Origin of the sequence: Rhodococcus sp. ABRD24 (assembly GCF_004328705.1) — a bacterium.
In the GTDB taxonomy this organism is placed as follows: Bacteria; Actinomycetota; Actinomycetes; order Mycobacteriales; family Mycobacteriaceae; genus Prescottella.
This window is the reverse complement of record NZ_CP035319.1, coordinates 4,353,731-4,371,137: the sequence shown is the minus strand read 5'-3', so window position 1 is coordinate 4,371,137 and position 17,407 is coordinate 4,353,731. Positions and strand designations below refer to the sequence as shown.

Below are 17,407 nucleotides of genomic sequence, written 5' to 3'. Positions count from 1 at the left end.
CGGATCCGAGAGAACCGCACGACCAGCGGCACGATTGCGTCCCACTCTCCGAATGCAAGAAACAATCAAATAGTAGATCGGCTGACAATTCGACGTCACTCGACAACCTCGGTGCAAATTCACCAGTGAAACGATCTCTTATACACCCACCCTGACCTGCACATACTGATCATCAATGCTTGACACATACGGGTTCCATATGTGAAACTCTCTTTCAATCAAAGAGGAAACAATCGGTGCAGAATATGCACCGCGGTACAAATGACTTTCGCCTCTAACGTGTATTCAGTTATGAAAGGATTATCTGCCCTCGGTCACCTATACACGTATCCGGCGTGATCAGTGTCGCAACTCCGCCGCTCTACCGACGAAAGGACGCTCATGACAACCGACCTACCCCGCTCGACGTCCGACGACGCCCTCGGTGAGGGGCTCGACATCCAGCCGGATTCCGATCCGCTCCCCAGACGCAAGCTCGGCGCATGCTCGTCCGCCGTTGAACAGGCACGACGGACCCTCGGCGAGCGTCTCACCATCCACCCTGACGCATGCCACGATCTGAAGGATCTGGACTCGGCACCCCAGGCCGCCGCCTGGGGAAAGACGCTCGGTCGGGGTCTGGTCGCCCTCGGCGCGTATGCGGAGGCGGTCGACAATGGCTTCACCGGCGACTTCCGCCAATGGTGCAAATACTCGGGGCATGCGGACGCTTGGCCGTGCACGTCGAAGAAGCTGGCGATGCGCGAGTCCCAGACGGTACTTCAGAACGGGCGGCTCCGTCGCTCACGCGTCCTGCCCGTCGACTCCGAAGTCGATCGTTCGGGCTTCACCCTGATGCAGGCTCATCTGAAGATTTCCGAAGGTGGCGGCGACCTCGCGCCGCGCGTGTACTTCGTCCACGATTCGCGTTCACACACCGTCCACGTCGGATACATCGGCCCGCACAAGAACATGCGCAATACGAGGTCCTGACCCTGCGCTCTCGGCCCTGCCCTCACCCGGCACTGCCCCCTCACCCGACTGTCACGACCCCATGATCTCGATCTCGGCTGACAGCCGAAACGGTCGCGCCGTTCACGAGATTGTCGGTGCCGCGCGCTACGTTGGTCGCATCACGACATGAGGACGCCCGCCGCCTCCGGCGGGACGGATCCGCATCGATGCACGATTGGGGGCTCATGTTCGATATCGAGAGTTTCGACCAGGCCGTCGAGCGGTCCTGGAGCCGCTTCCAGACCGCCCTCGCCGATCACATCGCGGTGATGCAGGACGACGACCTTCTCGTCCTCGAGTGGTCCGAGGAGACCACTGTGGACGGATTCGTTCCGTGCGTACAGTTCCTGGTCTGGGACGGCGACCAGATCCGGTGCGAGGTTCCCTCCAATGACTATCTCGCACAACGGTATGCACTATCACCATCCGACGAGAAGCGCCTGAGCGAGCTCGGCTGGGATCCGCCGACCCGATCGGCGGGCGACGAGCCTTGCGGCGGCTCCCCCGCGTTCTACGTCGACAAGGAGCAGCGCTGGTCGGATCAGCTGGCCTCGATGGCGGTGACTGCCTTCCGCGAGATCTGGAGCGTCCCGCACCCGAGCTTCCTGCGAGCCGAGGCGGCGGGCACCCTTGCCGGCAGCGACCTCATGCTGCTCGACGGGACCGGATCCGATACGGACCCGGTGGAACCCAGTGTCGACTTCGACGAAACCACTGCCGTCATGGCGTGCGATCAACAGGAACTGCCCCCAGCGTTCGCCGCCCAATTCGACGGCACGCGCGTCATCGACGAGCCGGCACAGGACCGAGCGGAACTGGCAGCGGATCTGTCCGAGGAGTCCGGGGCGGAGGACGATCTGCCCACCGCCCTGCTGACGCTGCTGCACTCGCATCCGGACGGCGGCGGTGCGCTTTCCCCCGAGCAGGTCGCCGCAGTGTGCGGACGCGACCGCGACTCGGTGCGCGACTACCTGAAGATCGCCTTGGAACAGGAGATCAGCTGGCGCCGCGCCGCGAAGCACGCGCGCAGCGAATCCGACGCGAAGGGGGTCGAGGCCTGCGAGGTCCAGGCCCGGGCGTGGGCACAGACGCACGAGTCGCTGCGCGTCGCGTTGCGGTTCATCGCGCTCCCCAGCAGCGCATTCCCCGACAGTGGCCGGTCCGGCTCCGGTGCCGCCAAACCGCAGCCGCAGCCGCAGCCGATGACACTGTTCGGCAACCCGACCGAACAGACCCTCTTCGACGAGCCGACCTGACGCTCGAACATCCGATCCGCACCTAGAACGCGATCCCTTGATCGCACCCGATCCCGTACTCGTCGCGGCAATCACCGGAAAGCACCGACTCCCGGACAGACTGACCAAAACCCCCTGTTCGAGCAACTCGGTATCTCGTGGCGCCCTTCCGGAGGACAATGAGTTCGCCAGACGATTTCGGCCCCGCAGGGACAGGTCATGCCGGCGATGACGCCGTGACGCAGGGAGTTACGAAGGGGAAGTCGATGGAGGCGGCCGTTCTGCGCGCGCGAACCGACTTCCGGATTGGAGAGTCATGGACGAGGGCATGAACAGCCGGCCCCTCGACAGTGACGAGCGGGCGGAACTACTCCGATTGCGCGCCCAGGTCGCGGCATTGCGGGGCCAGGAACCCGATGCCACAGGCGATGTCGAACCGACGCCCCAGCATCACTGGCTGCGCTGGACGGCGGTCACGCTGCTGCTGGTCCTGGTTGCTCTGCTGGCAATCGTCTCCGTGACCTCCCGGTTCACCCGCAGCCAGATCCTCGACACCGACCGCTACGTGAGTACCGTCGCGCCGCTGGCGGAGGACCCCGCAGTCCAGGCGGAGATCTCGAATCAGGTCACCGACGAGGTCTTCACGAGAATCGACGTCGAGGCGCTCACCACCGATGCTCTGGCCGCGCTGGCCGATGTGTCGAACCTCGACGAGAAGGCGCCCAGGGTCGACCAAGCCGTGGTCGGTCTCGCGCCGGTCATCGCCGGGCAGGCCAAGAGCTTCGTCCACGAGACCGTGCTGTCCTTCGTCCAATCCCAACAGTTCCAGGATCTCTGGATCCTGGCGAACCGAACCGCGCACGACAGGCTCGTCGCGCTTGTCACCGGAAACTACGGCCCGAGCTCCGTGCAGGTGGATCAGAGCGGCACCGTCAGCATCTCGTTGTCGACGATCATCGACAACGTCCGTACCGAGCTGACGGATCGGGGATTCACTTTCGCCGAGAACATCCCGACGGTGGACAAGCAGTTCGTACTGTTCCAATCCCCCAACCTCGTCAAGGCTCAGCAAGCGGTCAACACCCTCGACAAGGCCTCGGCGGTGCTGCCATGGCTGGGGATTGCTTGCGCAGCCGCCGCGGTTGCCATCGCGCCCGCTGGCCGGCGGCTGCACACCCTGTCCCTCGCCGGCCTGGCCATCGCAGTCGGGATGTTCGTACTGGCGGTCGCGATGCTGATCGCACGCGCCGTCTACATCGATGACATTTCGCCCGATGTGCTGTCCCCGGACGCCGCGAGAGCGGCCATCGACACCGTCCTCGTGCCGCTGCGCACCAGTCTGCGTGCCGTTGCGGTGGTGGGCCTGGTCATTGCGATCGGCGCCTACCTGATCGGTGGATCGGCGTCCGCCGGCGTCGTCCGCCGTGGATTCGGACACGCCCTGGACTTCGCACGCCATCCCCGCGAGGGCCGGACTCCCAATCGGGTGGAACGGTGGGCGGGGCAGGCGCGAGTCCCACTGCGGTGCTTCGTCATCGGTATCGCCGCGCTGCTGCTGGTGTTCTGGCGGTACCCCACCGGGCTGGTCGTGCTTTGGATCGTCCTCGGAGCCGTGATCGCGCTCCTGGCTTTGGAACTGCTCATTCGCCCGACGCAGCAACCACAGGCTGACCACCCGGCCGACACTGCACGCCCGACGACTTCGTGAGCGGCGCCTCGCTGAAGCGGCGGAATACTCCGCCACGGACCGGCGCTGTACCGGGGTAACGTGCGATCGTAAGCACAACGAAAGGAGCCCTGCCGTGACGAACAGGATCGAGCACAACCCAGGTGAGAGCCGGTTCGAGATCTACGTCGGAGACGTACTCGCCGGCTACGCGGACTACGTCGAGTCCGGCGGTGTCCGCGACTTCGGACACACCGTCACCAACCCGGACTTCCGTGGCCAGGGACTGGCCGGCCAGGTTGTCAAGGCCGCACTCGATGCCACTCGCGAACAAGGCTTCACGATCGTTCCGTCGTGCTCGTACGTGGCCAAGTACGTCGAGTCGCACCCCGAGTACGCCGACCTCGTGGCGTAGTCGCCCGTTCCGGATAAGTGGGACCGGTCGAACCATCGCGAAAGCTGAAGAGTAACTATGTGTTCATAGGTAGAACGGGTTCTTCATCTAGCCAACGAGGTTGCTCAAATGACAGGTGCTTCGGCCATCGGTGATGGCATCGTGCAAATCGCAGTCCCCATGTCCCACAATCCGCTCGGCAGCACCCTCGTCTACGCGATGGAGTCGCCGAGTGGACTGATCCTGGTCGACGCGGGCTGGGACGACGCGGAGGGCTGGGAGGGGCTGACCTCCGGTCTCGAATCGATCGGGCACTCGGTGTCGGACGTCGAGGGAGTGGTCCTCACCCACTTCCACCCCGATCACACCGGCCTGTGCGGACGGGTGCGGGAAGCGTCTGGAGCCTGGATCGCAATGCACGAGGCCGACCACACAATGTTCGAGAAGATGTCTTCGGGGCACAACCGGGAGTGGATGGACGACCAGCTCGCCAACCTCGCCCGCGCCGGGGCGCCCGAGGCCGATCGCATCGCATTCGAGAAGGCCGCACAGGGCGGACCGCCGGCGGGGCCGGAATCGGCGCCCGACCGCGTTCTCACCGACGACGAGACCATCGCCCTCACCGGCCGCGACCTGCGGGTCGTATTCACGCCCGGTCACACGCCGGGCCACGCATGCTTCTACCTCGAGGACGCCGACGTGATGTTCACCGGCGACCACGTGTTGCAGAAGACGACCCCACACGTCGGCAACTTCGTGTACCCGCTCGAGGAACGCGACGCACTGGCCGAGTTCATGGAATCGCTGCGCCGTGTGCAGAAGATGGATGTCACGCGCGGGCTGGGCGCACACGGCGTCCCGATCACGGACGTGTCCGGGCGCACCGCCGAGCTACTCGACCACCACGAGGAGCGCCTCGATGATCTGTACCGGTCTTTCGAGGGCAACGAATTCACGGTATGGCAGGTCGCAGCGATCATGAAGTGGTACCGGCCGTGGGCCGACATCTCCCCGATCGGCAAGGGCATGGCGCTGTCGGAGGCCGCGGCCCATCTGCGGCACCTGGTGGCCCGAGGCCAGATTGCTCAGGTGCCTGGCACCGAACCGGCGCGGTTCGCGCTCAACTAGGACAAACGCACCCAACACACCGGCAATGGGGCGATCGCTGCGGACGATCGCCCCATTCCCGCATGTCGGCGGGCATAATGACCCACTCCCCCTGCAACAGGTTCTACTGTGCTGGGCATGAGCATTCTCATCGACGACCGCGCCCGCGTCCGGACGCTGACCCTCAACCGCCCCGACGCGCTCAATGCGTTCGACGAGGCACTGTACGACGCCACCACCGAGGCGTTGCGTGAAGCAGCCGACGACCCGAACGTCGCGGTCGTGCTGCTCACCGGCAACGGGCGCGCCTTCAGCGCCGGCACCGATCTGCGCGAGATGCAGGCTCGCACAACCGATCCGAACTTCCGGCCGGGCAAACACGGATTCACCGGCCTCGTCGACGCCCTCGCCGAGTTCCCCAAGCCGCTGATCTGCGCGGTCAACGGAATCGGGCTGGGCATCGGCACCACTGTCCTCGGGTTCGCCGACCTCGCATTCATGTCCAGCGAGGCGCGGCTCAAGTGCCCGTTCACCGACCTCGGCGTGGCCCCCGAAGCAGCCTCGAGCTACCTGCTGCCCGCGCTGATCGGCCGACAGAACGCGGCCTGGGTGCTGATGAGTTCGGAGTGGATCGATGCCGCCCAGGCCAAGGAGATGGGCCTCGTCTGGCGAATCTGCGCGCCCGAGGAACTCCTGGATGTCGCCCGCACCCATGCCGAAACCTTGGCAACGAAGCCGATCTCGAGCCTCATCGCCGTCAAGCGGACGATGACCGAGCCGTCGCGCGCCGAGATCGCCGCTGCGCGCGAACGCGAGAACGAGTGCTTCCGCGAACTGATGGGCGGACCGGCGAACGTCGAGGCGCTCACCGCGTTCGCGCGGAGGACCGCGATGTGAGCGTCGAGGCAGACAGCGCGACGTAGCCGGCGGCGAGTGTGCCCGAGTACGTCACGAAGCGACAGTAGGTTGGGCGGCGTCCCGGGCCGCAACCTTGGTCGATCGCATAGCTACGGCGGTGATACCTGCGCCCACCACCGCAATGACGGCCGCACCGACGAAGACTGCCGAGAACCCATTCGTCAACTCATCGAGGTTGCCGAGTTGATCGGCGCCGAACACCGCGGCAATCGCCGTCATCACGGCCAGCCCGACCGCCGAACCGACCTGGTAACTGACGTTCACGATGCCCGACGCCAATCCGCCCTCCTCAGGGCGCGCGGCAGAAATCGCCGTACCCAATGAGGGAATGAACGCCAGCGTCATGCCTGCTGCGGCCACCAGTGACGCCGGCAGCACGTCGACCCAGAAGTTGCCGGTGGACCGGATCAACGACATCCATCCCAATCCGATTCCGAGAACCAGCAACCCGGCAACGATCATCGCTTTCGCACCGAACCGCTGCATGGCTCGGGGCGCGATCACGATCATGCCGAGCATGACGAAGATCGTCATCGGCAGCAGTGCCGCGCCCGCGGGGAATGCGCTGTATCCGAGCACCTGCTGCAGGTACAGGTTCAGGAAGAACCACATCGGAATCCACGCAGCACCGAGGACCAGCTGAGCGAGGTTCGCAGCGCCGAGGTTAGGTGCCTTGAAGATTCCCAACCGCACCAGTGGTTCGCGACGCTTGGACTGAATCAATACGAATGCACCCAGCAATGCAGCCGATACAGCGAGCGCAAGCCACGTCTGCCCGGATCCCCAGCCGACATCAGGTGCGCGAACGATGCCGAAGACTCCGACGGCGAGACCAGCAGTGACCGCGAGCGCACCGAGGAAGTCGATCGATCCGGTGCGCGCCGGCGCCTTCGGCATCAGCAGGGGTGTGGCGATCAGCGCGATGACGGCAATGGGGACGTTGAGATAGAAAACCCAGGGCCAACTGGCGTACTCGGTGATCACGCCGCCGAGGAACACCCCGGCAGTGCCGCCTGCCGGGGCCGCGGCACCATAGACGGCCAGCGCCTTGGTCATCTCCTTCTGCGTGCTGCCGAACAGCATCATCAACAGGGTGAGGGCCGATGGCGCGATCAGTGCTGCGCCGGCGCCCTGCACTGCACGGCCGGCGAGCTCGACGGCGACATTACCGGCGGCACCGGCGACGACGGATCCGGCGAGCAGGATCAGCCACCCGGCGGTGAACACTCTGCGGGCACCGAACAGATCCGACAGACGCCCACCAAGTAGGAGCAGCCCACCGAAGGCGATGACGTAGGCGTTGAACACCCACGTCAGGCCCTCCTGGGAGAAGCCCAGATCACTCTGCATCTGAGGAAGCGCGACACCGATGATGGAGGTGTCCATGATGACCATGAACTGCGCGGCGGCTATCAACGCCAACGCCCACCACTTTCGAGTGGATTCTGCTTGTGCGGACATGCTGTCCCTCTCTTACCTGTACGGGGTATTTGTGATGAACGGAAACTCGAGGTCGATCGGGAGGTCAGCCACTGCGCCACCCTGCCGCGCAGACGCGAAATGCCCTACAAAAGGGCAATACTCGAACTCCACCGAACGACGCCAACTGTTGGTGCACATGAGATCCCGAGGTGGATGTTTCATCGGTTGATACCGTAGGGGGGTATGGTACAAATTGCAATGGGTTACGCGACATCGAGTTCGGGACTCACGACAAACGCAGTTCTTCCGACACGGAAGCTGCTACCGCCCTACCCCCTGCAGAACCGACGTTCAGCGAGAGCCGACGAAGTGAAGGGCCACATGTCAGGAACAGCCAGACGAGCGTGGGCGATAGCCACGCACCCCACTGTTCGCGCAGCAGCACGTTGCGCGGCGATGTGCGCATTGATCGCCTTGCAGGACAGTGGAAGCCGCCAGGCACCCGCACGCCGAACCAGAACTGGGAACTGCTGTGACGCCACCGGATGACGGCTACGTCGGCAGGCCGCCGCTGTGACATCTGGGCGGCAGGGACCGGATCGGCGTCACTCCGCCGTCGGCGAAGCCTCGTCACGCAGCACCTTCGCCGATTCGGCGAACGTCCGCACCTGCGCGTCCTGCCGTACGTGTGCCGGGGTGCCGCCACCGAGCAGGCGGCTCGCGAGCGTCGAGGACGTCCCGATCGGCACGTCGCTGCCGGCAATGACGACGTTGCCGTTCCGTTTACCCTTGAGCATCGCGGGGTCGGCGATGATCGCGGTGTGTTCGAAGACCGCGCCGATGGTCGCGGCCTCCGCGCGAGCACCCCTCAGGTCCGGAGTGTCGCCGCAGTTCACGACGTAGATGCCGCCCGGCGCCAGCACCCGGCGCGCCTGCCGGGTGAACTCGAGGGTGGTCAGGGACTGCGGGGTGGTGCGGCCCGCGAACACGTCACGGATGACCAGATCGCGGCTGTCGTCGAGAAGCGCCTCGGTGACCGCCCGGGCCTCCCCCACCCGCACCCGTAACAACGGCGCCCGGGGCAGGTCGAACCATTCGCGGACCAGTACCGCGAGGCGGCCGTCCACTTCGACCACCACCTGCCGCGCGTCCGGATACATCGACGCGAACGCCCGCGCCAGCGTGCAGGCACCGCCACCGAGATGCAGAACCCGAAGCTTCGCCGTCGAAGCCCACTGTGAGCGTGCGAGTTCGGCAATCCACCGCATGTAGTCGAAGGCCAGGGACTCGGAGTCGGCCAGATCGATATGCGAGCTCGGTTCACCGTTGATCTTCACAATCCAGCTCTGCGGATCGAACGGATCCACCTCGAGCTCGCACATCCCGGTGTCGATCTCGTAAGCACCCTCTGCGGGCCCGGTTCCGCCGCTACGAGGACCGCGTCCTTCGGTTCTGCGGCCGCCCCGCTGCCTGCCCATCGACGCCATCCCTGCTGCTCATGTGCGCCACCAGGACGGCAGCGTTCGACAGGGAGCTTACCGGCCGCGTGCCGTAGGTTCGCGGTGCGCTGCTGATCTCCGACGAACTCCTCGACGACCAGGACCAGCCTCCAAGACCGACCGCGCGGCACTCCCTCCCGACGCTCGAGACCAGCTGCGCTGCTACGTCTTTCGACATGATCTTTCGAAGAGTCAGACCCGCCTGCTGCGGTTGAGGACGATCCGCGCATCGGTCCGCTGCAATCGCATCGGCTCGACAGCGTCGATCGAGAGGTTCACATCGCAAGTGGTCGGGTTTAGACTCTGACGTGAGTGGATACCCGATACCCGAGTGCTTCCTACGCAAATCGACGATAGGCGTTCGATGGAACAGACAGGGAAAACCTCACACAACGGTCACCGATCCGGCAACGGACGAATGTCGTTCGCCGGCGGTGCAGTACGAACCGTGTCCGGTATCGCCGAAGTGACCACAGCCTCGATCGGAGCTGTGGGCGGCGCCGCAGTCGGCAGCGTCGTCGGCGGGTTCAGGGGAGCCGTCGGGGGCGCGGCCGATGGGGTCCGCAAGGGCGTCGAGACGGGAAGCCACTCCACACCGGCCGCGGTTCTGACGATGGCTGCCGCCGGCGCAGTCGGTCTCGTCGACTGGCCGGTGGTCCTCACCGTCGGGGGCGCCGCGCTCCTCCTGAGGCAATTACACGAGCGCGGCGCGCAACCCCAGGAGAAATCGACCACGAACGCCTCGGCCAAACCGGCCACCAAGAAGACCCCCGCCAAGAAGACCGCCGCAACCACCTCCCGCCCACGGGGGCGTACCGGTAAGTGAGAATTCCGGGGGTCGGGGGACTGCTGAGCCGGGCGGGCAAGCTACCCGGCCAGGGCGCGCATGCGGCTCTGACGGCCGCGACGGTCGGTACGGCCGCCACCGCCGGTGTCCTGACCACACTGCTCGACACCGCACTGCACCTCGACACTGCACTGCACCTCGACACAAGACCGCGCCTCGGCACACCAGCGCGCGTGCAACCTTCGGTAACCCCCAGCGATCGGCTCCCTCCGCCGGCCTGGGACGACGCCGTCCTCACCGCCCGGATTGCCGCACTCACCGCACACACGGCCGGATTCGCGATCGCGGTCACGGGGCGGGTGCTGCAGCTGCCGCGATTCCCCGTCGCCACAGCCGCGCCCGTGGCGCTCCTCGACTATCAGCCGCGACTGCGCCGCCTTCTCGAGTCCGGGCTCGGACGCACCAATGCCGACCTCGTCCTTTCGGTCGCCACCGCCGCGAGTTACGCGTTGGTTCAGGCGCCGATCCCGCTGGGGATCGAGGCGCTGCTTCGAGCGTCCCTGGTAGGTGAGGTCATCGCCAATCGGCGCGCGTGGCAGCGCAGCGATCTACCTCGACCAGCCGGGCGGGAGGCCTCGAGCGAGGGCGGACCCGTGGAGCGTCATGTCGAACGCGTCGCGTGGGCCCAACTCGCCGGCGCGGGAGCGGTCGGCCTGTCCACCGGCAGTCTGCGCGGGGCAGCAACCGCGGCCCTCGTGGCCACGCCGAAGGCCGCCCGCACCGCCCGGGAGTCCTTCGCTGGTGCCCTCGGCCGCGGTCTGGCTGCCGATCACGGCGTGCTGTGCCGCGGGCCGGATCCTCTCCGCCACCTCGACGGCATCACCGCCCTGGTGATCGATCCGCGCGCCCTCGTTACGTCGGATCTACGGGTGAGCCGGATCCGAGGCGTCGAGGATGCTCACCGAGCCCGAATTTGGGAGTTGGCTCGCCGAGCTGTCGACGCCGGCAGCATCGGAGAGGGCTGGCACCCGGTCGCGCAGCTCCCGGGCGCCGGTGTCGAGACCGCCGACGACGCGGCCGTGCTCGTGGCCCCGGTACGAGATCCCCTCGCCGCGGCAGTTCTCGAGCAGGCGAGGCAGGCGTCGCTCACGGTGCACTCGATCGACGGCGACGCCCTCGGAACGCTTCGCTCGGCCTTCGACGAACTCCGGATCCGCACCGGCACAATCGATTCCGATCTCGCCGAGACCGTGGTGCAGTTGCAGGATGCGGGCGAATCGGTAGCAGTCCTGGCCGTGCAGTGTCCGCGAACGCTGGCCGCGGCCGATGTCGGTATCGGCGTAGCGCGCGATGTTGTCGCCACTCCGGGCGAATTCGATCTTCTGGTCCCGGATCTGGCTGCAGCATGGCGCATCCTGCGCGCCATCCCGGCGGCGCGGACCGCTAGCCGACGCGGAATCGAAATTGCCACCGGCGCTTCCCTTCTGGGGTCGCTGCTGATGCTGCCCGGAACCCACGGCCGAGGCCCGGGACCGGTGAGTGTGGGCGCCGGTGCGGCACTCTGGACGGGGCAGGGCCTGGCACGCAGGGTATTGCGCGCGGCCCAACCGATGCGAAATCCACAGCACGACTGGCACGCGATGCCCGCCGAACAGGTTCGCGACATGCTCGGTGAACCCGGACCGCGACGTACCGCGACCGGCGCTCGCCCGGGCGTCGGCCTCGTGACGTGGATGCAGCGTCCGGTCACCTTCGTATGGGACTTCGGTCGTTCGATTCGCACCGAACTGTCGGATCCACTCACCCCCATTCTCGCCACCGGATCGGCCGCCAGCGCGGTACTCGGTTCACCCATCGACGCCGTTCTCGTCGGCTCGGTCCTGGTTGGCAACGCGGTGATGTCTGCTGGACAGCGCTTGCACGCCGAACGACTACTGCGCCGACTCCTCGCGGTGCAGGATCCTCCCGCCCGCACGGTCCGCGAGGGCACCCGCGGCAGCTACGAAGCCGTCGACGCCGGCCTGCTACGACCCGGGGATGTGATCGAGGTGCGACCGGGCGAGGTGGTGCCCGCGGACGGCAGGTTGCTCGCGGCCGACGGCGTCGAGGTCGACGAGTCCTCCCTGACGGGCGAATCCCTCCCGGTCGACAAGCACACAGCGGCGACTCCCGGTGTCCCGCTCGCCGAACGTGCCTGCATGCTCTACGCCGGGACGACCGTCCTCACCGGGACCGCGACCGCTGTCGTCACCGCAATCGGCGGCGCCACCGAGACCGGCCGGGCCGCCGCCCTGTCGCCGACGCCCGTGCACCGCGTGGGTCTGCAAGCGCAACTACGTGAGCTGACCAGCCGGGTGCTGCCGGTCAGCACCGCCGGCGGCGCCCTCGTCACGCTCACGTCGATGCTTCGCGGCGGCGGCCTCCAATCGGCGATCACCAGTGGGGTGGCGGTAGCGGTGGCAGCAGTCCCCGAAGGGTTGCCCCTGGTCGCGACGCTCGCCCAGCAGGCGGCGGCGCGCCGGCTCACGCACGTTTCCGCGCTGGTACGTGCCCCACGCGCGATCGAGGCACTCGGTCGCGTGGATGTGGTGTGCTTCGACAAGACCGGGACCCTCAGCGAGGACCGGCTGCGGGTCACCGTGGTTCGCCCCACCGGCACGAACGACTGCGACTCGGTGGTCCGCAGCGCCGCCCTGACATCGGTGACCCCCGACGGACTCGCCGCCGCACACGCCACCGATCGGGCCGTGGTCGAGGCCGCCGCCGCCACCGGGCCGGCCGGGCCCTCCGACGTCCTCCTCCCGTTCCGGTCCGGTCGCCCGTATGCGGCGGCCCTCACCGGCGTCGAACTCGTGATCAAGGGGGCGCCCGAGGTGGTACTGGCCGCGTGCACCGAGGCCGATCCGGCGACGGTGGAGAAGACCGTCGACGAGGTCCGGAAGATGGCCGAGGACGGACTGCGGGTAATCGCCGTGGCCCGCCGCATCCTCACCGCCGAGCAGGCTGCGGATGCCGCGGCCGATCCCGACGCGGTCGAGGAACTGTGCGGTCGAGACCTGCAACCGGTAGGTCTGCTCGGGCTGTCCGACACCGCGCGTCCCGAGGCCTCCGGCCTGCTACCGGCTCTCGAAGATCGCGATGTCGCTGTCCGATTGATCACCGGCGACCATCCGGTGACCGCCGCAGCGATCGCCCGGGAACTGGGCCTGGAACTGGGCGCGGGCGATGTCGTGAGCGGAACCGAGTGGGAGGCGTTGTCGCACCGCCGGCAGGAAGAGGCAGTCCGCGACTGCCAGGTGTTCGCCCGCATGTCGCCCGAGCAGAAGGTCCAGATCGTCCAAACCCTCGAGCGAACCGGACACGTGTGCGCAATGGTGGGTGACGGCGCCAACGACGCCGCGGCCATCCGGGCCGCGAGCATCGGCATCGGCGTCGCCTCACGCGGCAGTCATCCGGCTCGCAATGCGGCAGATGTCGTCCTGCTCGACGGGCACGTCGACGCCCTGCTCGATGCGATCGACGAGGGTCGGCAATTGTGGCAGCGTGTGCAATCCGCGGTGGCAGTCCTACTCGGAGGCAACGCGGGCGAGGTCGCGTTCGCATTGATCGGCAGCGTCATCACCGGACGCGCCCCACTCAATGCGCGACAGTTGCTGCTCGTCAATCTCCTCACCGATGCACTTCCCGCGGCCGCACTCGCCGTCAGTCCTCCACACCGGAATCACGAGTACGACGGGCGCGGACCCGACAGCGCCGCGCTGTGGCGGACGGTGGCCGTTCGTGGTGCGGCCACCGCGGCCGGCGCCGGGATCGCGTGGGGCCTGGCGTCGGTCACCGGGCGCCCGCGGCGGGCCTCGACTGTGGGACTCGTCGCACTCGTCGGATCCCAGCTGGGTCAGACCCTGATCGACTCCCGCAGTCCTCTGGTGGTGACCACGGTCATCGGCTCGCTGGCCGCGCTGGGGGCCGTAGTGAGCACTCCTGGGGTGAGTCAGTTCCTCGGGTGCACGCCGCTCGGACCGCTCGGATGGTCACAGGCCCTCGGTTCCGCAGCGGTCGCCACCGCAGCGGCCGCGGTGGCGCCGCGCGCGCTCACGTGGTGGAATTCGCGCTCCGATCAGTCCGGTCAGTCCAGAACGACCACCACGCCGGCACGCAACAGCACAGCGTATGTGTGGCGCAGCGGCGGCGTGAGCACCGCCGCAATGACGCCCGTCAAGGGGTCGCTTTTCGACGGCGCGAGAGCAGATGCAAAGGCCGAGACAGCAGGTAACGAAAAGGTCACGAACAACACGATGGTCGCCCCGGGTGTACAGCAGGTGAACGACAAGAAGTGGCAGGACGAACTATGACCGAAGCAACTGTGGATCTGCGATCTCACGGCGCCGCCCTGCAACGGGTTCAGCAGGGCTCCCGGTTCGCGATCCGGCTACCCCTCATCGGCGATGTCGGCGTCCCCCGGCCGGAACAGCTCGCCTACTTCACCGCTCTCGGACTGCTCGTCGCCGTCGAGCTGATCGACTGGCCGGTGGCCCTCGCAATCGCCGCGGGACACGCACTGGCCGCGGACCACCACAACCGAACGCTCCAGGAATTCGGCGAGGCACTCGAGGACGCGTGATCAGCTGCGCAGGTGCGCCAGCACCGCCAGGACCCGGCGGTGCCCGCTGTCCGACGTCGACAGGCCTAGTTTCGCGAAGATATTGCCGATGTGCTTACTCACCGCCGTGTCGCTGACCACCAACTTCCGCGCGATGTCCTGGTTGCCGAGGCCTTCGGCCATGAGCCCGAGCACCTCGGACTCGCGCGGTGTGAGACCGCGGATCGGATCGTCGACGCGGCGACGGCTCATCAGCTGCGAGACCACCTCCGGATCCATCACCGTCCCGCCGTCCACGACGCGGCGCAGCGCGTCGACGAACTCCTCGACCTTGCCGACCCGTTCCTTGAGCAGATAGCCGACACCTCCCGCGCCACCTGCCAGTAGTTCTCCGGCATACCGGTCCTCGACATACGCCGACAACACCAGCACCGGGAACCCAGGGCGTCGCCGACGCGCCTCGATCGCCGCCCGCAGGCCCTCGTTGGTGAACGTCGGCGGCATCCGCACGTCCAGCACCGCACCGTCCGGCGGGTCTGCCTCGAACGCATCGAGGAACTCCTCGGCATCGGCGACGGCCGCGGTGACCTCGATACCGACAGTGCCGAGCAGCAGCGCGAGCCCCTCCCGCAGCAGAGCATCGTCCTCGGCGATCAGAATCCGCACGGCAAGCCCACCTCGAGCCTCGTCGGCCCGCCGAGCGGGCTCCTCAATGTCATGGTTCCCTCGAACGCTGCCACGCGACGGCGTATCCCCGCCAATCCGCTGCCCGACGTCTCGACAGCCCCGCCGTGCCCATCGTCATGGACCTCGATCACCATCGTGTGCCCGGATTCGTCGGTACGGGTCCGGATCGTCACGAGGACGTGCGTCGCCGCGCTGTGCTTGACGACGTTGGTGAGCGCCTCCGCGACGACGAAGTACGCGGCCGCCTCCACCGACGCGGGAGCGCGCTGCAGGCCCTCGACATCGAGCACACACGGCACAGCGCTGCGGCCGGCGAGGGCGGACACCGCGCCGTCCAGGCCCAGCTCGTCGAGAACAGGCGGGTAGATGTCGTGCACCAGCGTCCGCAGCTCCGACAGCGCATCCGAGGCGGCATCCTGCGCGCGAAGCAGTTGCGGCAGAGCCTGTTCCGGGTTCACCCGTAGCGATCGCTCGGCGAGGCCGAGCATCATGACCACCCCGACCAGACGGTTCTGGGCTCCGTCGTGCAGGTCTCGTTCGATCCGGCGCAGCTCGGCCGCGTGCGCATCGAGGGCCGCCGCACGGCTCTCGGTAAGAGCGGTGACCCGTTCGGACAGTTCGGTTTCCCGTCGCGGGGCCAGCAGACGGGACGCGAGTGCGCTGATGCCACGGGCCATCGCGGGGATCATCCACCAGCCGAGCACGATGTAACCGACGCCAATCAGCGGCATCGGCGCCGCCCCCCACCACGACGTGACCGGATAGATACTGCTCACCGGCGCGTCCGCCGGCAGCGACCACCAATACAACGGAATCGACAGCGAATTCAGTGCCGCCAGCGGAATCCCGACGGCCAGTAGACCGGCAGTCAGCGCCGCGATCGAGTGCACGGCGACCCATGCGAAGTCGCGTCGCGTGGACGGCGCCGTCAGGAGCCGTCGTAGATCGTCGAAGCCCGGATTGTCCGTGATCTGCAGGTACCGCTCCCCCACCACGGTGCCCGTGTACCGGCCGGCCCGCTCACGCGCCAGACCTGCCCACCAGCGCAGCGCCCGCAGGTACCACGGCACCGCAATCCATCCGACGACCAGCATCAGGGTGGACGCAATCACCAGGCCGACGAACAGGAAACACATCGAGACGAGGGCGGCGACGGACTCCACCGCGAGGAAGCGGACGGCCCGCCACCGCACATACAGCCGTTCGGTCCACGTCATCGGTCCAGCATGCCGCACCCATCGTCAGATGTCGGTACAGCTGGCTACACCATCGTTCGGGTAGTGGACAGGATGGTCTGGACTCCTCGGCATCCATAGCGTTTTTCGAATGACACAACACACGTCCCCGAACACACTGATCGAGAGTCCGCCGCGGGCCGCGATCCGGCTCGACGGCGTCACCAAGACCTACGGCAGCGGCAGGGCCGCGGTCACCGCGCTCGACAGTGTGAGCCTGACGCTGGCGCCGGGCAGCTTCACCGCTGTCATGGGGCCGTCCGGCTCCGGCAAGAGCACCTTCCTGCACTGCGCGGCTGGCCTGGACCAGCCCACGACCGGTTCGGTGTGGTTGGGTGACACCGACATCAGCGCCCTGAAGCCGAAGGCGCGAACCATCTTCCGGCGCGATCACATCGGGTTCGTCTTCCAGGCCTACAACCTGATGTCGGCGCTCACCGTCGAGCAGAACGTCACGCTGCCACTACTGCTGGCCGGCCGCGTCGCCGACCGCGCGCACCTCGACTATGTTCTCGGCGCTGTCGGGCTCGACGGCAAGCGCGACCGGCGGCCCGCCGAGATGTCCGGCGGACAGCAGCAGCGCGTCGCAATTGCCCGAGCGCTCATCACGCAGCCGCACGCCGTGTTCGCGGACGAGCCGACCGGCGCACTGGACAGCCGCACGGGCCGACAGGTACTCGAACTGCTGCGCCGCACCACCACCGAGCTGGGGCAGACCGTCGTCATGGTCACCCACGATCCGGTCGCCGCGGCGCACGCCGACCAGGTGCAGTTCCTCGCCGACGGCCGTCTGGTGGGCCGCATGGACTCGACCACCGCCGCGGCGGTTGCCGATCACATGACCCATCTCGGGGAGTGGTGAGC

The 17,407-nt window shown here is 67.2% G+C and carries 14 protein-coding genes; 10 read left to right on the top strand and 4 right to left on the bottom strand.

The features are described from left to right. Positions 1 to 381 precede the first annotated feature (381 nt). The 6 genes from ERC79_RS19475 (at position 382) to ERC79_RS19450 (ending at position 6,292) form a co-directional block, all read left to right on the top strand. Complete coding sequence (locus ERC79_RS19475; RefSeq protein WP_131580035.1) at positions 382 to 972, top strand: hypothetical protein; 591 nt, start codon at positions 382 to 384, stop codon at positions 970 to 972. 188 nt (positions 973 to 1,160) lie between these two features. Next, positions 1,161 to 2,249 carry a hypothetical protein gene (locus ERC79_RS19470; RefSeq protein ID WP_131580034.1) on the top strand — a complete coding sequence of 363 codons (1,089 nt, stop codon included), beginning with the start codon at positions 1,161 to 1,163 and terminating at the stop codon, positions 2,247 to 2,249. A 295-nt stretch (positions 2,250 to 2,544) separates the two neighbouring features. After that, entirely contained in the window at positions 2,545 to 3,936 is a 1,392-nt protein-coding gene (locus ERC79_RS19465) for a hypothetical protein (protein ID WP_131580033.1), read from the top strand. 94 nt (positions 3,937 to 4,030) lie between these two features. Further along, positions 4,031 to 4,309 carry a GNAT family N-acetyltransferase gene (locus tag ERC79_RS19460; RefSeq protein WP_242676649.1) on the top strand — a complete coding sequence of 93 codons (279 nt, stop codon included), beginning with the start codon at positions 4,031 to 4,033 and terminating at the stop codon, positions 4,307 to 4,309. Between the two features lie 108 nt (positions 4,310 to 4,417). After that, a complete protein-coding gene (locus ERC79_RS19455; protein ID WP_131580031.1) occupies positions 4,418 to 5,416 on the top strand; it encodes an MBL fold metallo-hydrolase in 999 nt (332 codons plus the stop codon). Positions 5,417 to 5,533: 117 nt separating this feature from the next. Continuing rightward, complete coding sequence (locus ERC79_RS19450) at positions 5,534 to 6,292, top strand: enoyl-CoA hydratase-related protein (RefSeq protein ID WP_131580030.1); 759 nt, start codon at positions 5,534 to 5,536, stop codon at positions 6,290 to 6,292. A gap of 51 nt (positions 6,293 to 6,343) precedes the next feature. Here ERC79_RS19450 and ERC79_RS19445 read toward each other — a convergent pair whose 3' ends face one another. Both ERC79_RS19445 and ERC79_RS19440 read right to left on the bottom strand, forming a co-directional pair. Then, on the bottom strand, positions 6,344 to 7,774 hold the full coding sequence (locus tag ERC79_RS19445) for an MFS transporter (RefSeq protein WP_131580029.1): 1,431 nt from the start codon (positions 7,772 to 7,774) through the stop codon (positions 6,344 to 6,346). A gap of 566 nt (positions 7,775 to 8,340) precedes the next feature. Next, positions 8,341 to 9,213, bottom strand: coding sequence for a fused MFS/spermidine synthase (locus ERC79_RS19440; protein ID WP_165497176.1), 873 nt, complete (start codon positions 9,211 to 9,213; stop codon positions 8,341 to 8,343). Positions 9,214 to 9,652: 439 nt separating this feature from the next. Between ERC79_RS19440 and ERC79_RS19435 the strand changes: the two genes are divergently transcribed. The 3 genes from ERC79_RS19435 to ERC79_RS19425 are packed head-to-tail and all read left to right on the top strand — an operon-like array spanning position 9,653 to position 14,642. Further along, positions 9,653 to 10,060 carry a hypothetical protein gene (locus ERC79_RS19435; RefSeq protein ID WP_131580027.1) on the top strand — a complete coding sequence of 136 codons (408 nt, stop codon included), beginning with the start codon at positions 9,653 to 9,655 and terminating at the stop codon, positions 10,058 to 10,060. Beyond that, positions 10,057 to 14,373, top strand: a complete 4,317-nt coding sequence (locus tag ERC79_RS19430) for a cation-translocating P-type ATPase (protein ID WP_131580026.1) — start codon at positions 10,057 to 10,059, stop codon at positions 14,371 to 14,373. The genes ERC79_RS19435 and ERC79_RS19430 overlap by 4 nt, the downstream gene beginning before the upstream one ends. Continuing rightward, entirely contained in the window at positions 14,370 to 14,642 is a 273-nt protein-coding gene (locus ERC79_RS19425) for a hypothetical protein (protein ID WP_131580025.1), read from the top strand. Before ERC79_RS19430 ends, ERC79_RS19425 begins: the two co-directional genes overlap by 4 nt. Here ERC79_RS19425 and ERC79_RS19420 read toward each other — a convergent pair whose 3' ends face one another. Then, on the bottom strand, positions 14,643 to 15,287 hold the full coding sequence (locus ERC79_RS19420; protein WP_131580024.1) for a response regulator transcription factor: 645 nt from the start codon (positions 15,285 to 15,287) through the stop codon (positions 14,643 to 14,645). Beyond that, positions 15,275 to 16,525: a sensor histidine kinase gene (locus tag ERC79_RS19415; RefSeq protein WP_131580023.1), complete on the bottom strand. Its 1,251-nt coding sequence runs from the start codon at positions 16,523 to 16,525 to the stop codon at positions 15,275 to 15,277. Before ERC79_RS19415 ends, ERC79_RS19420 begins: the two co-directional genes overlap by 13 nt. Before the next feature lie 109 nt (positions 16,526 to 16,634). On the opposite strand from ERC79_RS19415, the gene ERC79_RS19410 reads away from it, so the two are divergent. After that, positions 16,635 to 17,405 (top strand): ABC transporter ATP-binding protein, encoded by a 771-nt coding sequence (locus ERC79_RS19410; protein WP_131580022.1) that lies wholly within the window; start codon positions 16,635 to 16,637, stop codon positions 17,403 to 17,405. Positions 17,406 to 17,407 lie beyond the last annotated feature (2 nt).